Source organism: Stappia sediminis (assembly GCF_009826895.1).
GTDB classification, from domain to species: domain Bacteria; phylum Pseudomonadota; class Alphaproteobacteria; order Rhizobiales; family Stappiaceae; genus Hongsoonwoonella; species Hongsoonwoonella sediminis.
Window position 1 is genome coordinate 66,113 of sequence record NZ_WUMV01000002.1, and the last position, 19,227, is coordinate 85,339.

A 19,227-nucleotide genomic window follows, 5' to 3' on the forward strand; every position below is an offset into this window, starting at 1 on the left:
CCAGTATGGATATCCGGCTTGAGGGCATCGGCCATTCCTACGATAACGTTGAGGTAATGCGCGAAATCTCTCTTGAGATTCCCGCCGGACGCATCGTTTGTATCGTCGGGCCTTCCGGGTGCGGAAAATCAACGTTGTTGCGCATTATCGGCGGGCTAGAGAGACCGACGCAGGGGCGCGTCCTGCAGATCGGCGTACCACCTGAGGGCTGCCTCAATCCGCTTACCTACGTATTCCAGGATTTCGCGTTGCTGCCATGGCGGAGTGTGCATGGCAATGTCTCGCTCGTGCTTGAAGACCACGGCATCCCGGATGCGGAGGCTGATGAGATCATCGCGGACGTGCTTGCCCGTACCAAGCTGAGCGATTTCGCAAAGGCACTGCCCAGGCAGCTTTCCGGCGGTATGAAGCAGCGCGTGGCCATCGCTCGAGCGCTCGCCGTAAAGCCGGCGGTATTGCTGATGGACGAGCCGCTTTCGGCACTCGACAGCCAGACGCGTGAGCTGCTGATGGACGATCTTGTCAGTCTCTATGCTCGCCAGCCATTTACCGCCATCTATGTCACCCACAATCTGAACGAGGCGGTTCGACTCGGCCATTCCATCGTTGTCCTGTCGCGCAGGCCCGGCCAGATTCGGGAGGTGGTTCACCTCGACCGCCCACTTCAGGAGCGCGCCCTAGGCGACCCGGAATTAGAGGCCCGGCAGAAATATCTTTGGGATCTTATGCGCGCCGAAGCGCGGGCCGCCGATGCGGAGCTTGTCAATGTCTAATGCAACGATGAACAGTGACGCTGCCCGCGGCCGTCCGGTCGCCTTCCGTGGTGGTGGTTTCGCCCCCAGGCCGCAGCGCTGGGTAGCGTTCGTGGTTTTCGCAGCGCTTATTGCGCTCGCCGAATGGGGCACAAGAGTGGGCTGGATCTCACCGCTCACGTTGCCAAGGCCGTCCGACGTTCTGGCGACGTTCCGTGATCTCATCAGCACGGGCCTTCTGTTCGATCACATGGGGCCGTCTCTGGCGCGGCTGGCGGTCGGCTCCGCGATCGGTGTCGCGGCCGGGATCGGGACCGGTATCCTCATCGGGCTCTTCAGCCATGTGCGTTCAGGTCTTGTTCCGGTGGTTGCTGCGCTCTTCCCAATTCCAAAAATCGCGCTGCTGCCGCTTTTCGTGATCTGGTTCGGGATTGGAGAGGGGTCGAAATACGCCTTGATCGCCTTCGGAACCTTCACGCCGACGGTGGTTGCCACCTATGGAGCCGTAGACAACGTCGACCGGACGCTGATCCGCATGGGCCAAAGTTTCGGCCTCTCCTGGATTTCGATCGTGCGCAAGATCGTGCTTCCGGGTGCAATGCCGGGAATTCTCTCCGGTATGCGGATCAGCTTGGCGATCGCTATTATCCTGCTGGTCGCAGCGGAGATGCTCGGCGCCGAATACGGCATCGGCGCCTACATACTCGAGGCGGGCTCTCTCTATGATCTTGAGCGCCTGTTTGCCGGTGTGGTCATCCTGTCTCTGCTAGGCGTGCTTGTCAGTGCCGCGATCGGTGTCGTGGAGCGCAGGCTGCTCGCTTGGCGAACGTAGAAGCGACCAAATATCGCCCGAGTGCTTCCCGGCCTGTCGAGTGATAAGCACCTCCGCCGTCTCGCCGGTGGGCGAAGTGCGCATTTCGAAAAGCTCCGGCTGACCTGCTCGAAATGAGAGGACTCCATCCATTCGATACATAAATCGGACTGGAACAAAAAAACGCTGCGATGCAGCATTGATATTTGCCAAAGAATAAATGGTCTGCTTATCTATTCTTGGTCGTTGGGGGAAATGCTGCGAAAGGGAGTCCTAAATGTATCCTGCAGCTACGGAACTCCAGTCATATGTATTTGATTCAATGCAGCGATCCGTCCTTTTTATGGATGTTTTACGCCGTCGCGGGAACCAGTTCATTGATCACTACCGGGCGGGCAAACCGCCGGTCCTTGTCTTCGAGTATGAGCTTGTGATCGACGGGGCATCGCTTGAAAGACCCTGCAATTATATGCTGCTGCGCATCAAGCCGGAGCCGGGTGAAAAGACCGATCCCACCAAGCGTCCTTATGTCGTCTTCGACCCGCGCGCCGGTCACGGACCAGGCATTGGCGGATCAAAGGAAAAGAGCCAGGTTGGCGTGGCGCTGAAGGCAGGCCACCCGGTTTATTTCGTCGCTTTTCGCCCCAAGCCCGTACCGGGTCAAACTCTGCGCGACATCGCATTGGCTGAAAAGATCTTCCTCGACAAGGTGATCGAGCTCCACCCCGATGCGGAGGCGAAGCCCGCCATTGTCGGCAATTGTCAGGCGGGTTGGGCGATCATGATCCTTTCCGCTCTTGCGCCGGAGCAGGCTTCGGTCATCAGCATTGCCGGTTCGCCGCTTTCCTATTGGGCGGGCAAGGAGGGCAAGGACCCAATGCGCTATTTCGGCGGGCTGATGGGCGGCAACTGGCTAGCCGCATTCTCCTCCGATTTGGGCGGTGGTATTTTCGATGGCGCCAATCTCGTCTCCAACTTCGAGTTCCTGAACCCCGCAAATGCAATAATCGGCAAACCCTATAACCTTTATTCCAAGGTGGATACGGAAGCCGAGCGCTATCTCGATTTCGAACGTTGGTGGAGCGGGCATTTCCTGCTGACGCGCGATGAGATTGTGGAACTTACGTCCGAACTGTTCATCGGCAACAAGCTGACACGGGGACATATTGTGAGCCGCGATGGCACGCCGGTCGACCTGCGCGAGATCCGTGCGCCGATCGTCGTGATCGCGAGCGAAGGCGACAACATCACACCGCCGCCGCAGGCGCTGAACTGGATCCTCGATCTCTATGACGATGTCGATGAGATCCGCGCCAACGAGCAGACGATCATCTATACGGTCAATCGGTCGGTTGGCCATCTCGGTATTTTCGTCTCCGGCAGGGTTGCGGTGAAGGAACACGCCGAATTCGTAAGCTCCATCGAGTTGGTCGAAACCCTGCCCGCCGGCCTTTTCGAGATGATCATTGAAGAGGTGGAGCCGGAGGGCGGCGTCATGCCCGGCGCACCTTCCTATGTCGCTCGTTTCGAGGCCAGGACGCTCGACGACATCCGTGCCTACGATGATGGGCGCGACGATGAGAAGCCATTCGAGGTTGTGGCTCATATGTCGGAAGTAAACGAGGGCCTTTACGAAACCTTCGTCAGTCCCTGGCTACGCCCGTTTTTCAACGAAGGATTGGCCGAATTCCAGCGTTTCTTGCATCCTCAGCGACAGAGATATTTCTGGTGGTCCGATATCAACCCCTTTATGGCCGGCATCGAGGTTGCGGCAACCGCCATCCGCGAGAAGCGGGAAGAAGCGGGTGCGGAGAATATCTATCGCAGGACGGAGAACGTCATGGTGCGCTCTGCGGAAACATTCCTCGAAAGGTTGACGACCCAGCGCGACCTCATGCTGGAGCAGTTTTTCAAGGGTGTGTGGACCAACCCCTTGCTTTCCGCCTTCGCAGGAGAAGCGGCAAGCTTCGCCGACAGCCGCAAGCCTCACGCGTCGCGGCGCAAAGAGATCGAGGAACTGCGGGACCTGAAACTTGCCGCCATCGCGAAACGTTGCGAGCAGGGGTCCTTCCGCCAGGCGATAATGCGCGTGATTTACGCCGCGATCCGGGAGACAGGCAAGGTGGACGCGCGCGGCTTTGCCGCCGCCCAGGAAATCTGGAAGAGCCATCCGCGCTTTTCGGAAATATCGAGAGCGGAATTGAAGGCGGAGGCGAAGGAGGCAGCTCTTATGGTCTCCTACGACATCGACAAGGCGCTGGATAGCCTTCCGATGCTTCTCACGAGCCGTCAGGAGCGGGAAGAAGCTGTAGCCCTGTTGCGCCGGATTGCCGAATGGCGGCCCGATGTGGCACCTGAAGTGAAGGATCTGATGGTCCGTGTCGAGAATATCCTCGGCACATCCGAAGCGAACGGACATGGGCGGATCGTACCGCGCAGCGCCAAGCCCGTTGCGGCGGTCCCGCGTGCGCCGAAGTCCGGTTCGGTTGCCACCCGCAAGCCGACATTGCGTAGCAGGCATTAGTAGAAGGCAATCCGCCAAGGCGGGTCGCTTTGACCCGCCTTTCTCAATTTGCAAAAGCCGGCATATCTCGGGAGTGAGTGATGCTCGTTTCGCATACCCGCATTCTTGATATTGTCGGTGACATTATCCGCATCAAGGTATCGGCGAGAAGCAAGGGTGATGACAGCCGGCCCTGTCTGGGCGACCTTGCAATGGTCGATAGCGATGAAGGCTTCCATTCGCTTGCCCAGGTCATCAACATCGACCGGGATTTGATTTCGTTGCAGGTCAACTCCGGCACGAAGGGCTTGCCTAACAATGCAAGAGTACGATTTCTGGGCGAGCCGATGCGCGTCACCTATTCGGGCAATATCCTCGGCCGGGTGTTCGATGGAGCGGGGAAGCCGATCGACGGTGGGCCGGACCTTGCCAATGACCCCACCGTGCCTATCGGCGGACCTTCTGCCAACCCGATGAAGCGGGTGCTCGCCTCGCGTATGATCCGTACCGACGTGCCGATGATCGACGTTTTCAACTGCCTCGTCGAAAGTCAGAAGATTCCTATCTTTTCCGTCTCCGGCGAACCATATAATCAGTTCCTCGCGAGGATCGGTATTCAGGCGGATGCGGATGTTGTCGTCTTTGCCGGCCTCGGTCTCATCTTTGACGACTATGCCTTTTTCCGTCGCCGGTTCGAGGATGCCGGTGTCTTTCCCCGCACGGTCATGTTCGTCAATCAGGCATCCGACCCTGTGGTGGAACGCCTGCTAACGCCCGATCTCGCCCTTGCCGTGGCAGAAAAATTCGCGGTGGAGGAGGGTAAGCGTGTCCTCGTACTGCTGACGGACATGACCGCTTTCGCCGACGCTTTGAAGGAGGTGTCGATCGCCATGGAGCGGGTGCCGGCCAATCGCGGCTATCCCGGCGATCTATATTCCCAACTGGCGCGGCGCTATGAAAAGGCTTGCGATTTCAAGGGCTCCGGTTCGGTCACGATTTTGTCCGCGACGACTATGCCCGGAAATGATCTGACCCATCCGGTTCCCGACAACACGGGCTATATTACAGAAGGGCAGTTTTATCTTCATAGCGGGATGCTGGACCCCTTCGGCTCGCTCTCACGGCTGAAGCAGCATGTCATCGGCAAGGTGACACGCGAGGATCACAGCCAGATCATGAACACCATGATCCGCTTTTACTCAGGGGCCCGCGATGCCGCGCAAAAGCAGGCCATGGCCTTCGAACTTTCAGACTACGACCACCAGCTTTTGAAATTCGGCGATCTGTTCCGCGCCCGGTTCATGGATATCGAAGTGTCGCTGCCGCTCGAGGCCGCGCTGGACCTTGCCTGGAAAACGCTCGGCGAATGCTTCCGCCCTGAGCAGCTTTTGATGAAGCAGGTCTTGGTCGACAAATACTATCCCGCTGACGCCCAGGCCACGGCTGATAGCGAGGCGGCCTGATGGCAAAGCCCGCCCTCAACAAATCGACCCTCCAGCGCGAAACGCGCCAGCTTGCCGAGTATCGGCGATTCCTGCCGTCGTTGGAACTGAAGCGGCTGCAAATCATGGCTGAGCGGGCGAGGGCGCGTCAGGACCTTGCCCGCATGGAAAAGGAGTTTCACGGCCGTTTCCACGAGATTGCCGATCACATACCGATGCTTGCAAACGACATGGTACCGCTGGAAGGCCTCGTGAAGCTGAAAGCGGTGGAAGTCGGCGACCAAAATCTCTCAGGAACCATCCTGCCCAAGCTTGGCGATGTGGAGATTGAGATTGAGCCTTATTCCCTCCTCGGCCGGCCGCATTGGGTCGACCCTGTGGTCGAGGCGCTGCGCGATCTCATCCGGGAAAGCTTGGAGCTCGATGTTATGCGTGAGCGTCTCAAGCGGCTGGCGGAGGCTGAAATCGTGATTTCGCGCCGGGTGAACCTCTTCGAGAAAGTGCTGATCCCTCAGGCACAGGAGACGATCCGCCGAGTGAAGATGGCACTCGCCGATGCCGAACGCGATGCAGTGATCCGTGCCAAAATATCCAAACGCAAGACGGCTGCCCGCGCTGCCGTGGGTGGAGTGGCCGAGATATGACGATCGTGCCGCTGAAAAAGGTGAGCATTGTCAGTGTTCTGGATGACAAGGAACGCCTGCTGGAGGCAGTGCAGGCTTTCGGCGCCATGCACCTGATCCCGCTTCGGCCCGCGCAAAAGGAACTGGAAGCGGTGCCGAGCGGTACAGGGCGCGACGCGGTCAACGCACTGCGATGGCTGATGGATTGCCCGGCGCCGCGCCGTCCAGTTACGGAGAAGGACGGCTTCGATGTCGATGAGGTGACGGCCGACGCGACCGTCAATCGGCAGGCCTTGCTTGATGCGGAAGACCGGCGCGCGGCGCTCATGAAGCGCATCAAGGATGTCAGGCCTTGGGGTGAGTTCTCTTTTGCCGGGCTGGAGGAGGTGGGCGGTTATCGTTTCTGGTTTTACGTTGTACCGCACAACAAACTCGCCGCGGTCGATCCGGCCGGTAAGATCCTTGAAGTCGTTCACCGCGACCGCCGCAATGCCTATTTCGTTTTGCTTTCTCCAGAAGAACCGCCAGCAGATGCCATGCCGGTGCAGCGCGTTCATGTCGGCGAACATTCCTTGTCGGAACTTGAGCGTCAGCTTGAAGCGGTGGAGATCCTCCTCGAAGACATCTGGGCGGAGCGGCGGGCGCTCACCAAGTGGCGGGTCCTGATGGCCGGTCATCTGGCTGAGGCTCAGGACCGCTCGGCGCGAAGGCGTGCAGCACTTGAAACCGCGGACGAGGGTCGCGTCTTCGCCATGCAGGGCTGGATCGCGGTGGACCGCGTTTCAGAGGTTGAAAAGCTCGCAGCAGAGTTCGGAGGCGCTGTCATTGTGGAGGGAGCGAGCGAGAAAGACGATGTGCCGACCTTGCTTTTGAACAGGCCCGAGCTTTCGGGCGGTGAGCTGCTGGTCGAGTTTTATCAAACGCCTTCTTATCGCGGATGGGATCCATCGGCCATCGTCTATGTCTCGTTCATCCTCTTCTTCGGCATGATCATGACGGATGCCGGTTACGGTCTTTTGTTGCTCGGCGTCCTTTATTTCTTCCGCGAACGCTTCGAGGGATCCGCAAACGGCCGCCGCATGCTCGTCATGGGCTATTGGCTGATGGTTTCCACTGCCTTCTTTGGGGTTCTCACAGGTAGTTACTTCGGACTTACGCCGCCGGAAAGCAGCTTTCTCGGCCGTATCAAGGTCATGGATTTGAAAAACGTCGATGCGATGATGCGGCTAACCCTGACCATCGGCGTCGTTCACATCGTGCTCGCCAATCTCATGAACAGCCGCCACGCAAATTCGACAAGCGGACGATTGCAGCCGATTGGGTGGTGCCTTGTGGCCATCGGCGGCCTGACCGCGTTTCTGGGCAGCACATACCAGATCTTGCAAATGGGAGGGTTGATCCTGGCTGCCGCGGGCATCCTTGTTGTTGGTATCTACGGGAGCGACAGGAAGGTTACGTCGCCGAAGACTGCGCTCCTTCGCATTTTCGATGGCCTGGGAGCTGCCTTCCGCCTCACCAACATGTTCAGCGACGTGCTCAGCTACATGCGTCTTTTCGCGCTCGGCCTTGCCGCCGCATCGCTTGCGGAGACTATCAATACGCTTTCGGGCCAGCTGGTTCACGCTGCGCCCGGCATCGGCATGTTGATAGCCTTCGCCGTGCTGGTCATCGGCCATGGCATCAACATCGGGCTCGGGCTCATCGCCGGCGTAGTGCATGGGCTCCGGCTGAATGTCATCGAGTTTTTCAATTGGGGTCTGAAGGACGAGGGAAAAGCATTTCGTCCCTTCAGGAAGCAGGAGATAGGCCAATGAATGAGTTCGTGATGGCCCTCGGCTGGCTTGGCCTCTATGCGCCCGTAGCGCTGGGCGCGATCGGTAGCTGCATGGGCTGTGGTATCGGCGGAAGTGCCGCGATTGGCGCCATGCTCGATACAGAAAGCGGCCATGGCCGTTTCATCGGCGTGTCTTTGATGCCTTCTTCGCAGGTTATCTACGGCATCGTGATCATGTTCTCCCTCCAGCGTGACCCGATGACAGCAGAGGCCGCAGGTGCGATTTTCGGCATTGGCCTTTTGGCCGGCTTTGCCATGCTCTATGCCGGCATCCGACAGGGCGAGGCGATCGCCTCGGCGATCAATGCTTCGAAGGCGAAGCCGGAAATCTTTGGCATTTCGCTGGCACCTGCCGCAGTCCTTGAAGGTTTCGCCGTCTTTGCGCTGGTCTTTGCGCTGGTGCTGAGCGGTTCAATTCCCGCCTGACCGGATGGAGGCGCGACATGGCCAAAACTCCAGAAATCAATGGTGCGCATACGGGTGCGGGTGTCCAGGCCCTGATCGAGCGACTGAAGACCGAAGGTATTGCGGCGGGCCAGGACGAAGCAGATCGTATCCTCACCGCCGCCAGAGCCAAGGCCGACAAGCTCGTTGCGGATGCCGAGGCTAAAGCCAAGGAAATCGTCGACAAGGCCAAGAGCGAGGCCGCTGCTGAAACAGCGGCTGCGAACGACGCGCTCAAGATTGCTGCGCGCGATCTGGTCCTTCGACTTCGCAACGAACTCGGCAACCGTATCGGTGAGGAAACGAGGCGGCTTTTGGGTGACGCCTTCACGGATGAGGAATTTTTGAAGAACTTGATCCTCGCCATTGCGGGCAAGGCGAAGAAGGATGCGGGCATCACGGCGAAAGACGCGATGGAGATCGTCCTTCCCTCCAGGATCGTCACCTTCGATGAGCTTAAGAAATCGCCCGAAGCGGCGGAGGAGGGGACGTTGACGCATTTTGTCGTCACAGTTGCAGCCGATGTGCTGCGCAAAGGGGTATCTTTTAATTCCGCGCCGGGTTTTGAGGGGATCAAGATCAGGCTCGTGGATCGCGATCTTTCTATCGATCTCACCGAAGAAGCGATCGCCGCCCTCCTGACCCAGCATCTTCAGCCCCGGTTCCGTGCGCTGATGGAAGGGGTGGTGCGTTGAGCAATGAATAGTCGACTTCAATACATAACGTTGATCACCAGCCTTCCGCATATCGGTCGGATTTTCACTGAGCATGGGACGGGAATTTCGCGCTACCGGCTGGAAGAGCGTTTGAAGATGCTGGAGCCGGAGCACTCGAGATTGCTCGAACGCATCGTTTCCGTCACTGCCTGGTCGTCCGTTTCGAAAATCGAAACGGACGCTGAAATTATCGGTCTTGCCAGCGCCGTTATCCAGGAGTTGACCTGCTACCCTGATTTGCAGGAACTCGTGCTTTTGCGCATGGAGACACGCACCCTAATCGCGGCACTGCGCCGTCGGCGCGAAGGAGCGAACGATGCAGGAGATGTCACGTCCTGGGGCTTCGGACGCTGGTGCAGGACGATCCGGGAGAACTGGAACGACCCTGCCTTCGGCCTGTCGCATATCGTTCCCTGGGCGAGCGAGGCCGATCGTCTGATGAAGGGTGGCGATCATGTCTCCTTCGAGCGGTTGGTGCTGACGGAGGTTTTTCGTCAGATCGGGCGCCATTCGGCCAGCCATGAGTTCGATTTCACGGCGGTCGTCGCATATGTGCTTCGCTGGATTATCGTCGAACGTTGGAGCATTTACAGCACTGTAAAGGCGAGCGAGCGGCTGCGCGGTCTTCTTGCTGAGGCATTGAAGAGCGCCCCGTCGCCGTTTTCAGCGGTACCTGAGACAGAAATAGCCGTTTAGCGGGAGGCTAATCCATGACGAGCCCGTCCAATCTGCCGGAACCGTCTGCCGAAATCGCTGCGGTGCAGGACGATTTGGTGACGATACGCCCGACCGGGTCACGGCCACTCATCAAGAACGAGGTGGTCTACATCATCCCGCATGGGCCGGAACGTGGCGGAGAGCGCAGGGAGTACCTGAAGGCGGAGGTGCTGCGAGTGCGCGGCGATTCCGCCGAGGCTCAGGTTTTCGAAAGCACGGGCGGTGTCAGGGTCGGCGACAAGGTGATCCAGACCGGCGAAATGCTCTCGGTAGCTCTCGGTCCAGGTCTTCTCGCCGGCGTTTTCGACGGGCTGCAGAATCCGCTTGGCGAAATCGCTTCGCAATTCGGCTTTTTCCTGCCGCGCGGTGTTTTGGTCAACCCGCTCGATCAAACGCGAAAATGGGCTTTCACGCCAAAACTCAAGGCAGGTGATACGGTGCGTGCGGGAGCGACCCTCGGTACCGTTCCCGAAGGTCGCTTCGAGCATCGCATCATGGCGCCCTTCAACCTTCAGGGCGAATGGACGGTGGATCGAATTCGCGAGGGCACGTTCACCATTGAGGATGTCGTTGCGACGATTTCGAACAAGAAGGAACAGCAAAAAGATCTGACCCTTATACAGCACTGGCCCGTCAGAAAGCCTATTCCCTCGGCTTTGGCCCCACTCGGCGAGGCTGAGCGGCTTTACCCCACCGAGCCCCTGATAACGACGATCCGACTGATCGATACCTTCTTTCCGATAGCACGCGGTGGCATGGGCTGTATTCCCGGTCCCTTCGGTGCCGGCAAGACAGTGCTGCAGTCCCTGATCTCCCGCTTTTCCGCCGTCGATATCGTGATCGTCGTAGCTTGCGGCGAGCGTGCGGGCGAAGTCGTGGAAACGATCACGGAATTTCCCAGCCAGCCGGACCCTTCCGGAGACGGCACGCTGATGGATCGCACAGTCATCATCTGCAACACTTCGTCGATGCCGGTCGCTGCCCGCGAAGCCTCTATCTACACAGGCATAACGCTCGGCGAATATTACCGGCAGATGGGCTACGACGTGCTTCTGATTGCCGATTCCACGTCGCGCTGGGCGCAGGCAATGCGTGAAACCTCAGGAAGGCTTGAAGAAATTCCGGGCGAGGAAGCATTTCCCGCTTATCTCGATTCTTCCATCAAGGGGATTTACGAGCGTGCCGGCGTTTTCCGTATTGGCGACGGGTCGCTCGGCTCGCTGACCATGATAGGTACGGTTTCGCCTGCCGGGGGCAATTTCGAGGAGCCGGTCACGCAGGCGACCCTCGCCACTGTGAAGACTTTTCTCGGCCTTTCCTATGACCGCGCTTACAAGCGCTTTTATCCCGCTGTAGACCCATTGCTCTCCTGGTCGCGCTACCATACCCAGCTTGCCGACTGGTACAAAAAACACATCGACGGGGAATGGGTGGGCCGTGTCGAGGAGATGGTTGAGCTCCTGCGTAGAGGCGATGAAATAACGAGAATGATGCAGGTGACCGGTGAAGAAGGCGTTTCGATCGACGATTTCGTCACGCAGCAAAAAGCACTTTTCCTGGATATGGTCTACCTGCAGCAGGACGCTTTCGACGATGTCGACGTTTCCGCCCCGCTTGACCGGCAGCGGGAAACCTTCGACATCGTAACTCGCGTTGCCAAGCGGGATTTTGATTTCGATGACAAGCCGCAAGCCCGCGACTTCTTCACAAAGCTCACCGGAATATTCAAAAACCTCAACTATGCGCCCCAAGGTTCGCAGCAGCGCGAGGAACTGAAGAAGCAGGTAACGGACCTCGTCATGTCGGCGCCGCATCGATACGCGCAGGCCGCGGAATAGTGTTGGATCTGAGCGGGGCGGGGTAGACGAGGCCATCCATCAATTTTCGTGCGGTTCGCATTGTTCCCGCACTCGTTACATTGCCCGCTTCATTCCGTTCGATCACCACTTCGGCGGCCCCTGTCGGGTGCTCGATCAGGCAGCGGCCGTCTTTGGGAAACGAAGCCAAGGCAGCGGCCGGGCTGCCGGGCAGGGTGCAGGCGGTGGCGACGCTGACGGCTGCGAACACGCCGATGGTCGCGTGGCAGCGGTGTGGAATGAAGCTGCGGGTGGAAATCATTCCGCCGTTTTGCGGCGGCGAGACGAGCGTCATCTTCGGCACGCTTTTCTCGCTGACGTCACCGAGCGACATCATTGGCCCGGCCTTGAGGCGGATCGCCTCGATCCTGGCTTTGAGTTCGACATCGGCATCGAGTGTATCGCGCGTTTCCTGTCCTCTCACGCCGAAGTCGGCCGCGCGCATCACCACGCATGGCATGCCGTTATCGATAAGTGTCGCCTCGATCCCGTTGATCGTATCGGTTTCGTTTCCGGTCGGTAGCAGCGCGCCGCACATGCTGCCCGCGATATTCGCAAACATCAGCGGAACGGCCGCATGTGTGCCGGGCACGCCGTCGATCGCCGCCGCGCCACGATAGTCCACCTTGCCGCCCGGCGTGGAAATCCGTGCGGTCGCAATTTCACCCGTGTTCAGCATATTGATGCGCACCGGCGTTTCATCGCCCGTTACCTGGATAAGCCCGCGCTCGATCGCGACGGGCCCGACCCCGGCAAGAATATTCCCGCAGGCTTGCGCATCCGACACGAGCGCCTGATCGACGAAGACCTGCAAGAAGAGATAGTCGACATCCGCATCCTCACGCGAGGAGGGAGCAAGGATGGCGACCTTCGAGGTGAGCGGGTCTGCACCGCCTATCCCGTCAATCTGCCGCGGGTCGGGGGAACCCATGATGCGCAAGAGCAGATTGTCCCGTTCATCGGCATCGTCGGGGAGGTCGGATGCGAGGAAATAGGCCCCCTTCGATGTTCCTCCGCGCATCCAGAGGCAGGGAAGGCCGTCCACCTCGGGGTCAGACATATTTCAGCCCTTTCTCGGCAAGGCGCTTGCGCATGTCGTAGATGTCTAGCCCCAGTTCGCCGGCGGCCAGCCTTTCGCGTTTGGCCTCTTCGGCGGCAAGCCGATTTTCCGCCGCCTTCAGAACTTCTTCCGCTTCGGCGCATTTGACCACACATGCGCCGTCCTCATCGGCGACGATGATATCGCCCGCCTCGATCATTTGCCCGGCACAGACGATCGGGATATTCACCGAACCGAGAGTTTCCTTGACAGTGCCCTGGGCTGAAATTGCCTTCGACCAGACCGGAAAGCCCATCTTCGTCAGATCGCGAACGTCACGCACGCCGGCATCGATAACAAGGCCGCAGCCGCCGCGCGCCATGGCGGAGGTCGCCAGCAGATCGCCGAAATAACCGTTATCGCAGGGCGAGGTCGGTGCGAGAACGAGTATATCGCCCTTCTGCAACTGCTCTATGGCGACATGCACCATCCAGTTGTCGCCTGGAGGCGCGGAGATGGTGACCGCCGATCCTGCGACCTGCGCGCCCGAATAGATTGGCCGCATATATGAAGCGAGACATCCGCGGCGCCCTTGAGCTTCATGCACGGTAGCCACACCCGCAGCGCCGAGGCGGTCGATGACCTCCGGCAGAGCGCGGGTGATATTCTGAACGACGACTGTCATCTCATAAACTCCTACCTGATGACCGGCGGTGTGCCGTGCGTATGAAAGGTCTCGATCGTCTTGAGGCCCCAGGCCTGACCCTTCTTTCTGTCGGCCTCGGTCCAGATCACCGGTTCCCAGTCCGGCGCAAGGATCAGCCGCGCGCCGGCGTTCGCAAGCTCGACCCGGTTTCCGGCAGGTTCCCAGACATAGAGGAAGAAGGTTCCCTGGATCGCATGCTTGTGCGGGCCCGTTTCGATATGGACACCGTTTTCAAGGAATATATCGGCGGCTCTCAGGATGTCCTCGCGCTGATCGGTGGCATAAGTCACGTGGTGGAGCCTGCCCTGGCCGCCCCCGTGTTCTTCCGTGCAGGCGAGGTCATATGTCTTGTTGTTGACGGTAAACCAGCAGCCGCCGAGCCGGCCGTTGTCGAGTTGGATAAGCTCCGTCACCCGCGATCCGAGGCAAGTTTCCATGAAGCGTCGAAACTCGGTCACGTCCTCGGAGAGGAGGTTGAGGTGGTCGAGCCGGCGCGGGCAAACGCCACGCGCGTGGAATTTGCTGGCGTTGTTCTTCAGGGCGGGGCGGTCATTATCGCCCGGCCGGTATTTCACGGTGTCCCAATAGATTTCGAACACATGGCCAAAAGGGTCTTCGAAGCGGTAAGCGCGGCCATGGCCCATGTCGCCCTCCGCCCAGCCTAGGGTCTTGAAGCCCGATGCCTCGATTGCCGCGATCCGCCGCTCCAGTGCTTCAGGCGATGATGCCCGATAGGCGATATGGCCAACGCCTGTCGTGTGGTGGCGCGTCAGTTTCAGCGAGTGAAACTCATAGTCGTCCCAAGCCCGCAGATAGGCGGAGGTTTTGTCCTCGCCCGACAGGGTGAGGCCATAAACGCGGGTGAAGAAGTCGAGGCTGTCCTCGTATTTGTCCGTATAGACCTCGACATGCGCGAGATGCGCCAGATCGGTCAGCCTCTCCATCGCATTTTCCTCCCTGCAAACTACAGTTCATCCACCGTACGCGGAAATATAGACTGGAAGCCTTCCGCGTATTTGCAATCGCGTCCGCCCGACTGACCACCGGAATTGCGCTTGAAGTGGTTGGCGCGGTTGATTGCAACGCGGGTGTAATATTCCCAGAGGTGCTCTTGGCCCTGCATGCACTCGATTGCGGCGCGCTTCTTGTCCCAGACCGGGGTTATGTCGAGGAAAGTGTCGGGCTTCCATCCCATCTGCTCGGTCTGATGAGGCTCGAAGAGGTAAAGCTGCGGTGCGCCCAGAACCTTCTCACCGGGGTTGTGGCCCCAAGCCTGCGCGATCATGCGACATTCCAGCGCCACTTGCGTCGCGTACATATGGTCGGTGTTATAAGGGTCGTACTGTGAATGTGAGAGCATGAAGCACGGTTGGACCGCGCGGATTACCTCAACGACGCGATCCTTGTCGGACCGGGTGAGTTCCAGCGGATAATCGCCGAGATCGAGGCATAAGAGCTCGTGGACGCCCAGACATTCGGCAGCGCGTTCCGCCTCGGCCCGGCGGGCGGCCTTCACCCGGTCAAGCGTCATGCCGTCCTGCTTCCAGAGTTTCGCGCTTTCGCCGCGCTCGCCGAAAGACAGGCAGAGCACGGTTACGTCGTAGCCTTTGTCGGCGTGAAGCGCGATCGCACCGCCGCACCGCCAGACGAAGTCGGCGGCATGAGCGCTGATGACGAGGGCTGTTTTGTCGCTGGTCATTACGGGACCTCCCGGATCGGATATTCAAGCCGGTTTCACACGAAGCATGTGTCGGGACAATTCGAAAGCCTGTCTCGCAGTATAAGTTTGGGCTATAATGGCTCGTTTCAAGTTTGGCGTTATGGCAGTAATTCGTGCTTGCGGCAAAGGAGGTTCTCTCTATGAACATCGGTTTAGCCGACGATCCGCGTCTTGCCTTCGTGGGCTTTGGCGAGGCGGCTCAGGCATTTGTTTCCGGTTGGGGCGAAACCCGCCCGGGTCACATAAGTGCCTACGACATCAAGACCGACGAGGAAGCGCATCGCGCCGAAATCGAGGCGCGGTATCAGACGCTTGAGGTGTCAGGAAAACTCTCGCTTGGCGACGCTCTCACCACAGCGCAGATTGTCTTCAGCCTCGTTACCGCCGATCAGGCCCTTGTCGCTGCCAGAGCCGCTGCAAGCTATCTCGCAGCCGGCGCGCTATGGCTCGACTGCAATTCATGCGCTCCCGATACCAAACGGCAGGCCGCGCAGACGATCGAATCCGCAGGAGGGCGCTATGTGGATGTCGCAGTGATGGCGCCGGTCCATCCGAAGCGCCATCTCGTTCCTCTGCTGCTTTCGGGCCCGCACGCCGGTGAAGCCGCGGGTGTTCTGGAAGAGTTAGGCATGCGCCCGGCGATTGCGGGGGCATCCATCGGCGAAGCCTCCGCAATCAAGATGATCCGTTCGGTAATGATCAAGGGACTGGAGGCGTTGACGGCGGAATGCTTTCTCGCCGCCCGCCGCGCGGGCGTCGACGCCCAGGTTCTTGCCTCCCTGAAGGCATCGGATCCGGATATCGACTGGCAAAAACGAGGTTCCTACAACTTCGAACGCATGATGGTGCATGGGGCCCGTCGGGCAGCGGAAATGCGCGAGGTCGCCGCGACGCTGAAATCTCTCGGATTGCCGGATCGTATGGCGTCCGCAACTGCTGACTGGCAGGACGAGGTCGCGCGCCTCGAACTATCAGCCGCTCAGGATGGTCTGGCGGAGTGCGCCGACAGGATACTTTGCGCCATATGATCCCCCGTAATCTCCGTCACTTACGGCTGTTTCTCGCGGTTGCGGATTTGAAATCGCTGACGCTCGCATCGCAAAAATGCCGCGTCACACAGCCTGCCGTTTCACAGGCGATAGGTAAGATGGAAACGGCAGCGGGCGGCACCCTTTTCGAGCGCACGAAACAGGGCTTCTTCCTCACGTCCCGTGGTGAGGTTCTGGCGGGGCGCGTGGCGCGCGCCTTTGCCATTTTGGATCCGGCCTTGTCGGATATTTCGCAGCGTTTGTGTCTGACAATGACTTTCGCCCAACTTCAGGCGTTGATCGCGGTCCGCGAAACCGAGAACTACACGCTCGCCGCCCGTCGCCTCGGCGTTGCGCAGCCGACGGTGCACAGGGCGGTCAGCCAGATCGAAAGGGAGGCTAAGAGCGGTCTTTTCAAGCGCACATCCTTCGGCATCGTCGCGACGCGCGCCTGCCAGGCACTGACCCAGGCTGCAAGACTTGCGATATGCGAGCTCGATCAGGCCGACTCCGAACTTGCGGAACGCGATGGACGGGATATCGGGCGGATTGTGATAGGTGCGCTGCCGCTTTCAAGGTCCGCCCTTTTGCCGGAGGTTCTGGTCAGGTTTCGGAAATTGCGCCCGAACCTTTCCATATCCGTCCTCGACGGCCCTTATGACGAGCTGTTGGCGGGTCTCCGGCGAGGCGAGATCGACTTTCTGCTCGGAGCCTTGCGCGATCCGGCACCTATCGGAGATATCCGGCAGCGTCGTTTGTTCGATGACAGCCTCGTTCTGCTTTGCGGGCGCGATCATCCGTTGGCGAAGAAGCGTGGCGTCGCCCCGAGGGATCTGGCGAGCTATCCCTGGATCGTACCCCGCACAGGAACGCCCACCCGTCTGCAATTTGACGCGCTCTATGACAATCTCGAACAATCTGCGCCTATAGGGATCATTGAATCCGGATCGATCCTGCTCATGCGCGAAATGCTAAACCTCAGTGATCATCTGGGCTGTATTTCACGCCTTCAGGCAGAGGCTGAATTATCAAAGGGCCTGCTTGTCGAACTGGACTTCATAATGGATCAGCCCAATCGGCCGATCGGCATGACGACACGGCACAACTGGATCCCGACCGCAGCGCAGCAACAACTGCTCGACATACTCCAGGCAGTCGAGCCTTGCAGAGACAAACTATAGCATCAGCTTATAGGTCCTATCCTGCGTCGAATTGACTTCCGTATTCCTCCGTCCAATGACTTCGTTCTATTTGCAAAACTGATGGAAAAGTCGATCGGGTAACCTCGAAAGGCCGGCTTTCTCCAAGGCGCGCTTCTGCTTCCACTTCAATGTTCGGCTGTGGTTGCGAATTCATCCGGATGGTTTCTATTGCCCGATGCGGCCATAATCGGAAAACGAGGGCTATATATTGGTATGCCGTTTCTGAACATTCCTGACCGGAGGCGCATTGATGGATATGAACCTCGTGCTTGTCGCAACGGACGGATCGGAGGCGGCGGGCAAGGCCTTTGAATTCGCAGTGGATATGGCCAAGTCTCATGCGGCAAGGTTGATCGTGCTTCACGTTCAAAAGAGGCATGGCAGTGACATCCTGCCCGCTGGGTTGGAGGAAGCCTCTTTTTCAATGAATGTATTGGGCAGCGAAGCCGAAATGTACAAAATAGCTGCCAGGCGGCTTGTCTCGGAATCCGCGCAGCACGCGCGTGGGGAAGGGGTCATCGATGTTGAGGAGCTCGTGGTCGAGGGCGATCCTTCACGCTTGATCGTGGAAGTCGCAAACAGCCGGAGCGTCGATGTCATTGTAGTCGGAAGCCGTGGGCGGGAAGGATTGGAAGGCTTGATGCTCGGCAGCGTTAGCCACAAAGTGGCCCACGCAGCTCCTTGCACATGCATCATCGTCCGGTAGCACTTCAAGTGCGCGCGGCGTTGCGAGTTGTCTCGGGCAGGGAGATTATCATGCTGCAAAGTCGGGACAGCGCGTCTTTCAGATTCTCGGCGCCCATCCGGACTTGGAGCCTTTCGGGCGAAGAGGAAATTTTAAAGCAATATGGTAATATAACCAATCGGATCGATCTTATTTGAGTCGAATATGGTTTAATAATACTGTAGCTCATCCTATTTAAGGGTGTATATTAAAATATTTATCTATTTGATAGTTAAGTAATTTAGGTTAATATTATTTTGGAGTAGGATAGTGGCCTTGCAGGAGGGCGTAATCCCCATAGCAATATTCAGTCAGCTTTCTCCTTGCTTTATTGCTAAGGTCTGAGAGTGAGATTTTCTCGCCTCCGGTTTGCTCTCGTTCCAGCTCAATTCGCTGACTGGTTGAATTCTTCATGAAGTCTACAAAATCGGATATTTTTTCTATTCGGAACACGTGATGAAAATATCTCAAGTCGGAACCCAGGAAGCTATAAATCGGGTCGGTGTGATGCTTTATTGAATCCGACAAGATTCGATATTTGCCAAGGTTGTTGAAGAATTGATCCGGAGACGGGTTTGGCCGCACGCCAAGCTTCGAGGCTAATTCAAGGTCGATTCGCTTCTCCGAAAGTTCGCCATAGTGTTTCACGCGGTTGCTGTAGGCGGACAGCATCCGCGCAACCGGGTCGCGAACGACGGTGATGCGTATCATGTTCTTGAGTGGCATAAGGTCAACATCAATAAACGAAGGTGTGTCATAAGCGGAATTATGAATATGCATTAAGTTATCACCTCTTATGTGCTGCTCGAAATTTCGACCATTATTAATTTTGTACATTAAATATTTTATAGATGTACATGCAGTCTTTGGGACAGGGAAATAGACGATACCGTAATTTTCAAGAACGATCGCCATTTTTGTCTTCCTTGTTTTAAGAGAAAAAGTGAAGACAAGGTGCCGAAACATGTGTTTCCAAAACTAGCAATCTTTTGGCGAGGGGGTCTGCATCCGATGCCTGCAGCTTCCGTGCTATTTCTATTAGCAATTCAGATTTCGCGAGATATTCTCGGGATGGACAGAACGGCCACTGCTCAAGCTAAACCTTGAGGG

18 protein-coding genes are annotated in these 19,227 nt (G+C 58.2%); 13 read left to right on the forward strand and 5 right to left on the reverse strand.

The window, feature by feature from the left end:
- Positions 1 to 5 precede the first annotated feature (5 nt).
- The 10 genes from GR183_RS03745 (at position 6) to GR183_RS03790 (ending at position 11,680) form a co-directional block, all read left to right on the forward strand.
- The gene (locus tag GR183_RS03745) at positions 6 to 773 is read left to right on the forward strand and encodes an ABC transporter ATP-binding protein (RefSeq protein ID WP_160774275.1); all 768 of its coding nucleotides are present in this window, start codon (positions 6 to 8) and stop codon (positions 771 to 773) included.
- The gene (locus GR183_RS03750) at positions 766 to 1,584 is read left to right on the forward strand and encodes an ABC transporter permease (RefSeq protein WP_160774276.1); all 819 of its coding nucleotides are present in this window, start codon (positions 766 to 768) and stop codon (positions 1,582 to 1,584) included. The genes GR183_RS03745 and GR183_RS03750 overlap by 8 nt, the downstream gene beginning before the upstream one ends.
- A gap of 301 nt (positions 1,585 to 1,885) precedes the next feature.
- Complete coding sequence (locus GR183_RS03755) at positions 1,886 to 4,087, forward strand: DUF3141 domain-containing protein (protein WP_260513469.1); 2,202 nt, start codon at positions 1,886 to 1,888, stop codon at positions 4,085 to 4,087.
- A gap of 80 nt (positions 4,088 to 4,167) precedes the next feature.
- Positions 4,168 to 5,529: a V-type ATP synthase subunit B gene (locus GR183_RS03760; RefSeq protein WP_160774278.1), complete on the forward strand. Its 1,362-nt coding sequence runs from the start codon at positions 4,168 to 4,170 to the stop codon at positions 5,527 to 5,529.
- Positions 5,529 to 6,152, forward strand: a complete 624-nt coding sequence (locus GR183_RS03765; RefSeq protein WP_160774279.1) for a V-type ATP synthase subunit D — start codon at positions 5,529 to 5,531, stop codon at positions 6,150 to 6,152. The genes GR183_RS03760 and GR183_RS03765 overlap by 1 nt, the downstream gene beginning before the upstream one ends.
- Entirely contained in the window at positions 6,149 to 7,945 is a 1,797-nt protein-coding gene (locus tag GR183_RS03770) for a V-type ATP synthase subunit I (RefSeq protein ID WP_160774280.1), read from the forward strand. Before GR183_RS03765 ends, GR183_RS03770 begins: the two co-directional genes overlap by 4 nt.
- A complete protein-coding gene (locus tag GR183_RS03775) occupies positions 7,942 to 8,391 on the forward strand; it encodes an ATP synthase subunit C (protein ID WP_160774281.1) in 450 nt (149 codons plus the stop codon). The genes GR183_RS03770 and GR183_RS03775 overlap by 4 nt, the downstream gene beginning before the upstream one ends.
- Positions 8,392 to 8,408: 17 nt before the next feature.
- Positions 8,409 to 9,104: a hypothetical protein gene (locus GR183_RS03780; RefSeq protein ID WP_160774282.1), complete on the forward strand. Its 696-nt coding sequence runs from the start codon at positions 8,409 to 8,411 to the stop codon at positions 9,102 to 9,104.
- Between the two features lie 3 nt (positions 9,105 to 9,107).
- On the forward strand, positions 9,108 to 9,821 hold the full coding sequence (locus GR183_RS03785) for a hypothetical protein (RefSeq protein WP_160774283.1): 714 nt from the start codon (positions 9,108 to 9,110) through the stop codon (positions 9,819 to 9,821).
- 14 nt (positions 9,822 to 9,835) lie between these two features.
- A complete protein-coding gene (locus GR183_RS03790) occupies positions 9,836 to 11,680 on the forward strand; it encodes a V-type ATP synthase subunit A (RefSeq protein WP_160774284.1) in 1,845 nt (614 codons plus the stop codon).
- Here GR183_RS03790 and GR183_RS03795 read toward each other — a convergent pair.
- The 4 genes from GR183_RS03795 to GR183_RS03810 are packed head-to-tail and all read right to left on the reverse strand — an operon-like array spanning position 11,640 to position 15,142.
- On the reverse strand, positions 11,640 to 12,758 hold the full coding sequence (locus GR183_RS03795; protein WP_160774285.1) for a 4-oxalomesaconate tautomerase: 1,119 nt from the start codon (positions 12,756 to 12,758) through the stop codon (positions 11,640 to 11,642). The genes GR183_RS03790 and GR183_RS03795 overlap by 41 nt on opposite strands.
- A complete protein-coding gene (locus tag GR183_RS03800; protein ID WP_160774286.1) occupies positions 12,751 to 13,422 on the reverse strand; it encodes a 4-carboxy-4-hydroxy-2-oxoadipate aldolase/oxaloacetate decarboxylase in 672 nt (223 codons plus the stop codon). Before GR183_RS03800 ends, GR183_RS03795 begins: the two co-directional genes overlap by 8 nt.
- A gap of 11 nt (positions 13,423 to 13,433) precedes the next feature.
- Positions 13,434 to 14,387: a VOC family protein gene (locus GR183_RS03805; protein ID WP_160774287.1), complete on the reverse strand. Its 954-nt coding sequence runs from the start codon at positions 14,385 to 14,387 to the stop codon at positions 13,434 to 13,436.
- Between the two features lie 20 nt (positions 14,388 to 14,407).
- A complete protein-coding gene (locus GR183_RS03810) occupies positions 14,408 to 15,142 on the reverse strand; it encodes a PIG-L deacetylase family protein (protein WP_160774288.1) in 735 nt (244 codons plus the stop codon).
- A gap of 161 nt (positions 15,143 to 15,303) precedes the next feature.
- Here GR183_RS03810 and GR183_RS03815 point away from each other — a divergent pair, with 161 nt between their 5' ends.
- The 3 genes from GR183_RS03815 (at position 15,304) to GR183_RS03825 (ending at position 18,099) form a co-directional block, all read left to right on the forward strand.
- Entirely contained in the window at positions 15,304 to 16,191 is an 888-nt protein-coding gene (locus GR183_RS03815) for an NAD(P)-dependent oxidoreductase (RefSeq protein WP_160774289.1), read from the forward strand.
- Positions 16,188 to 17,372 carry a LysR family transcriptional regulator gene (locus tag GR183_RS03820; protein ID WP_160774290.1) on the forward strand — a complete coding sequence of 395 codons (1,185 nt, stop codon included), beginning with the start codon at positions 16,188 to 16,190 and terminating at the stop codon, positions 17,370 to 17,372. The genes GR183_RS03815 and GR183_RS03820 overlap by 4 nt, the downstream gene beginning before the upstream one ends.
- Positions 17,373 to 17,643: 271 nt before the next feature.
- Positions 17,644 to 18,099, forward strand: a complete 456-nt coding sequence (locus GR183_RS03825; RefSeq protein WP_160774291.1) for a universal stress protein — start codon at positions 17,644 to 17,646, stop codon at positions 18,097 to 18,099.
- A 270-nt stretch (positions 18,100 to 18,369) separates the two neighbouring features.
- On the opposite strand, the gene GR183_RS03830 is transcribed toward GR183_RS03825, so the two are convergent.
- Complete coding sequence (locus GR183_RS03830) at positions 18,370 to 19,032, reverse strand: sulfotransferase family 2 domain-containing protein (protein WP_160774292.1); 663 nt, start codon at positions 19,030 to 19,032, stop codon at positions 18,370 to 18,372.
- Between the last annotated feature and the right edge of the window lie 195 nt (positions 19,033 to 19,227).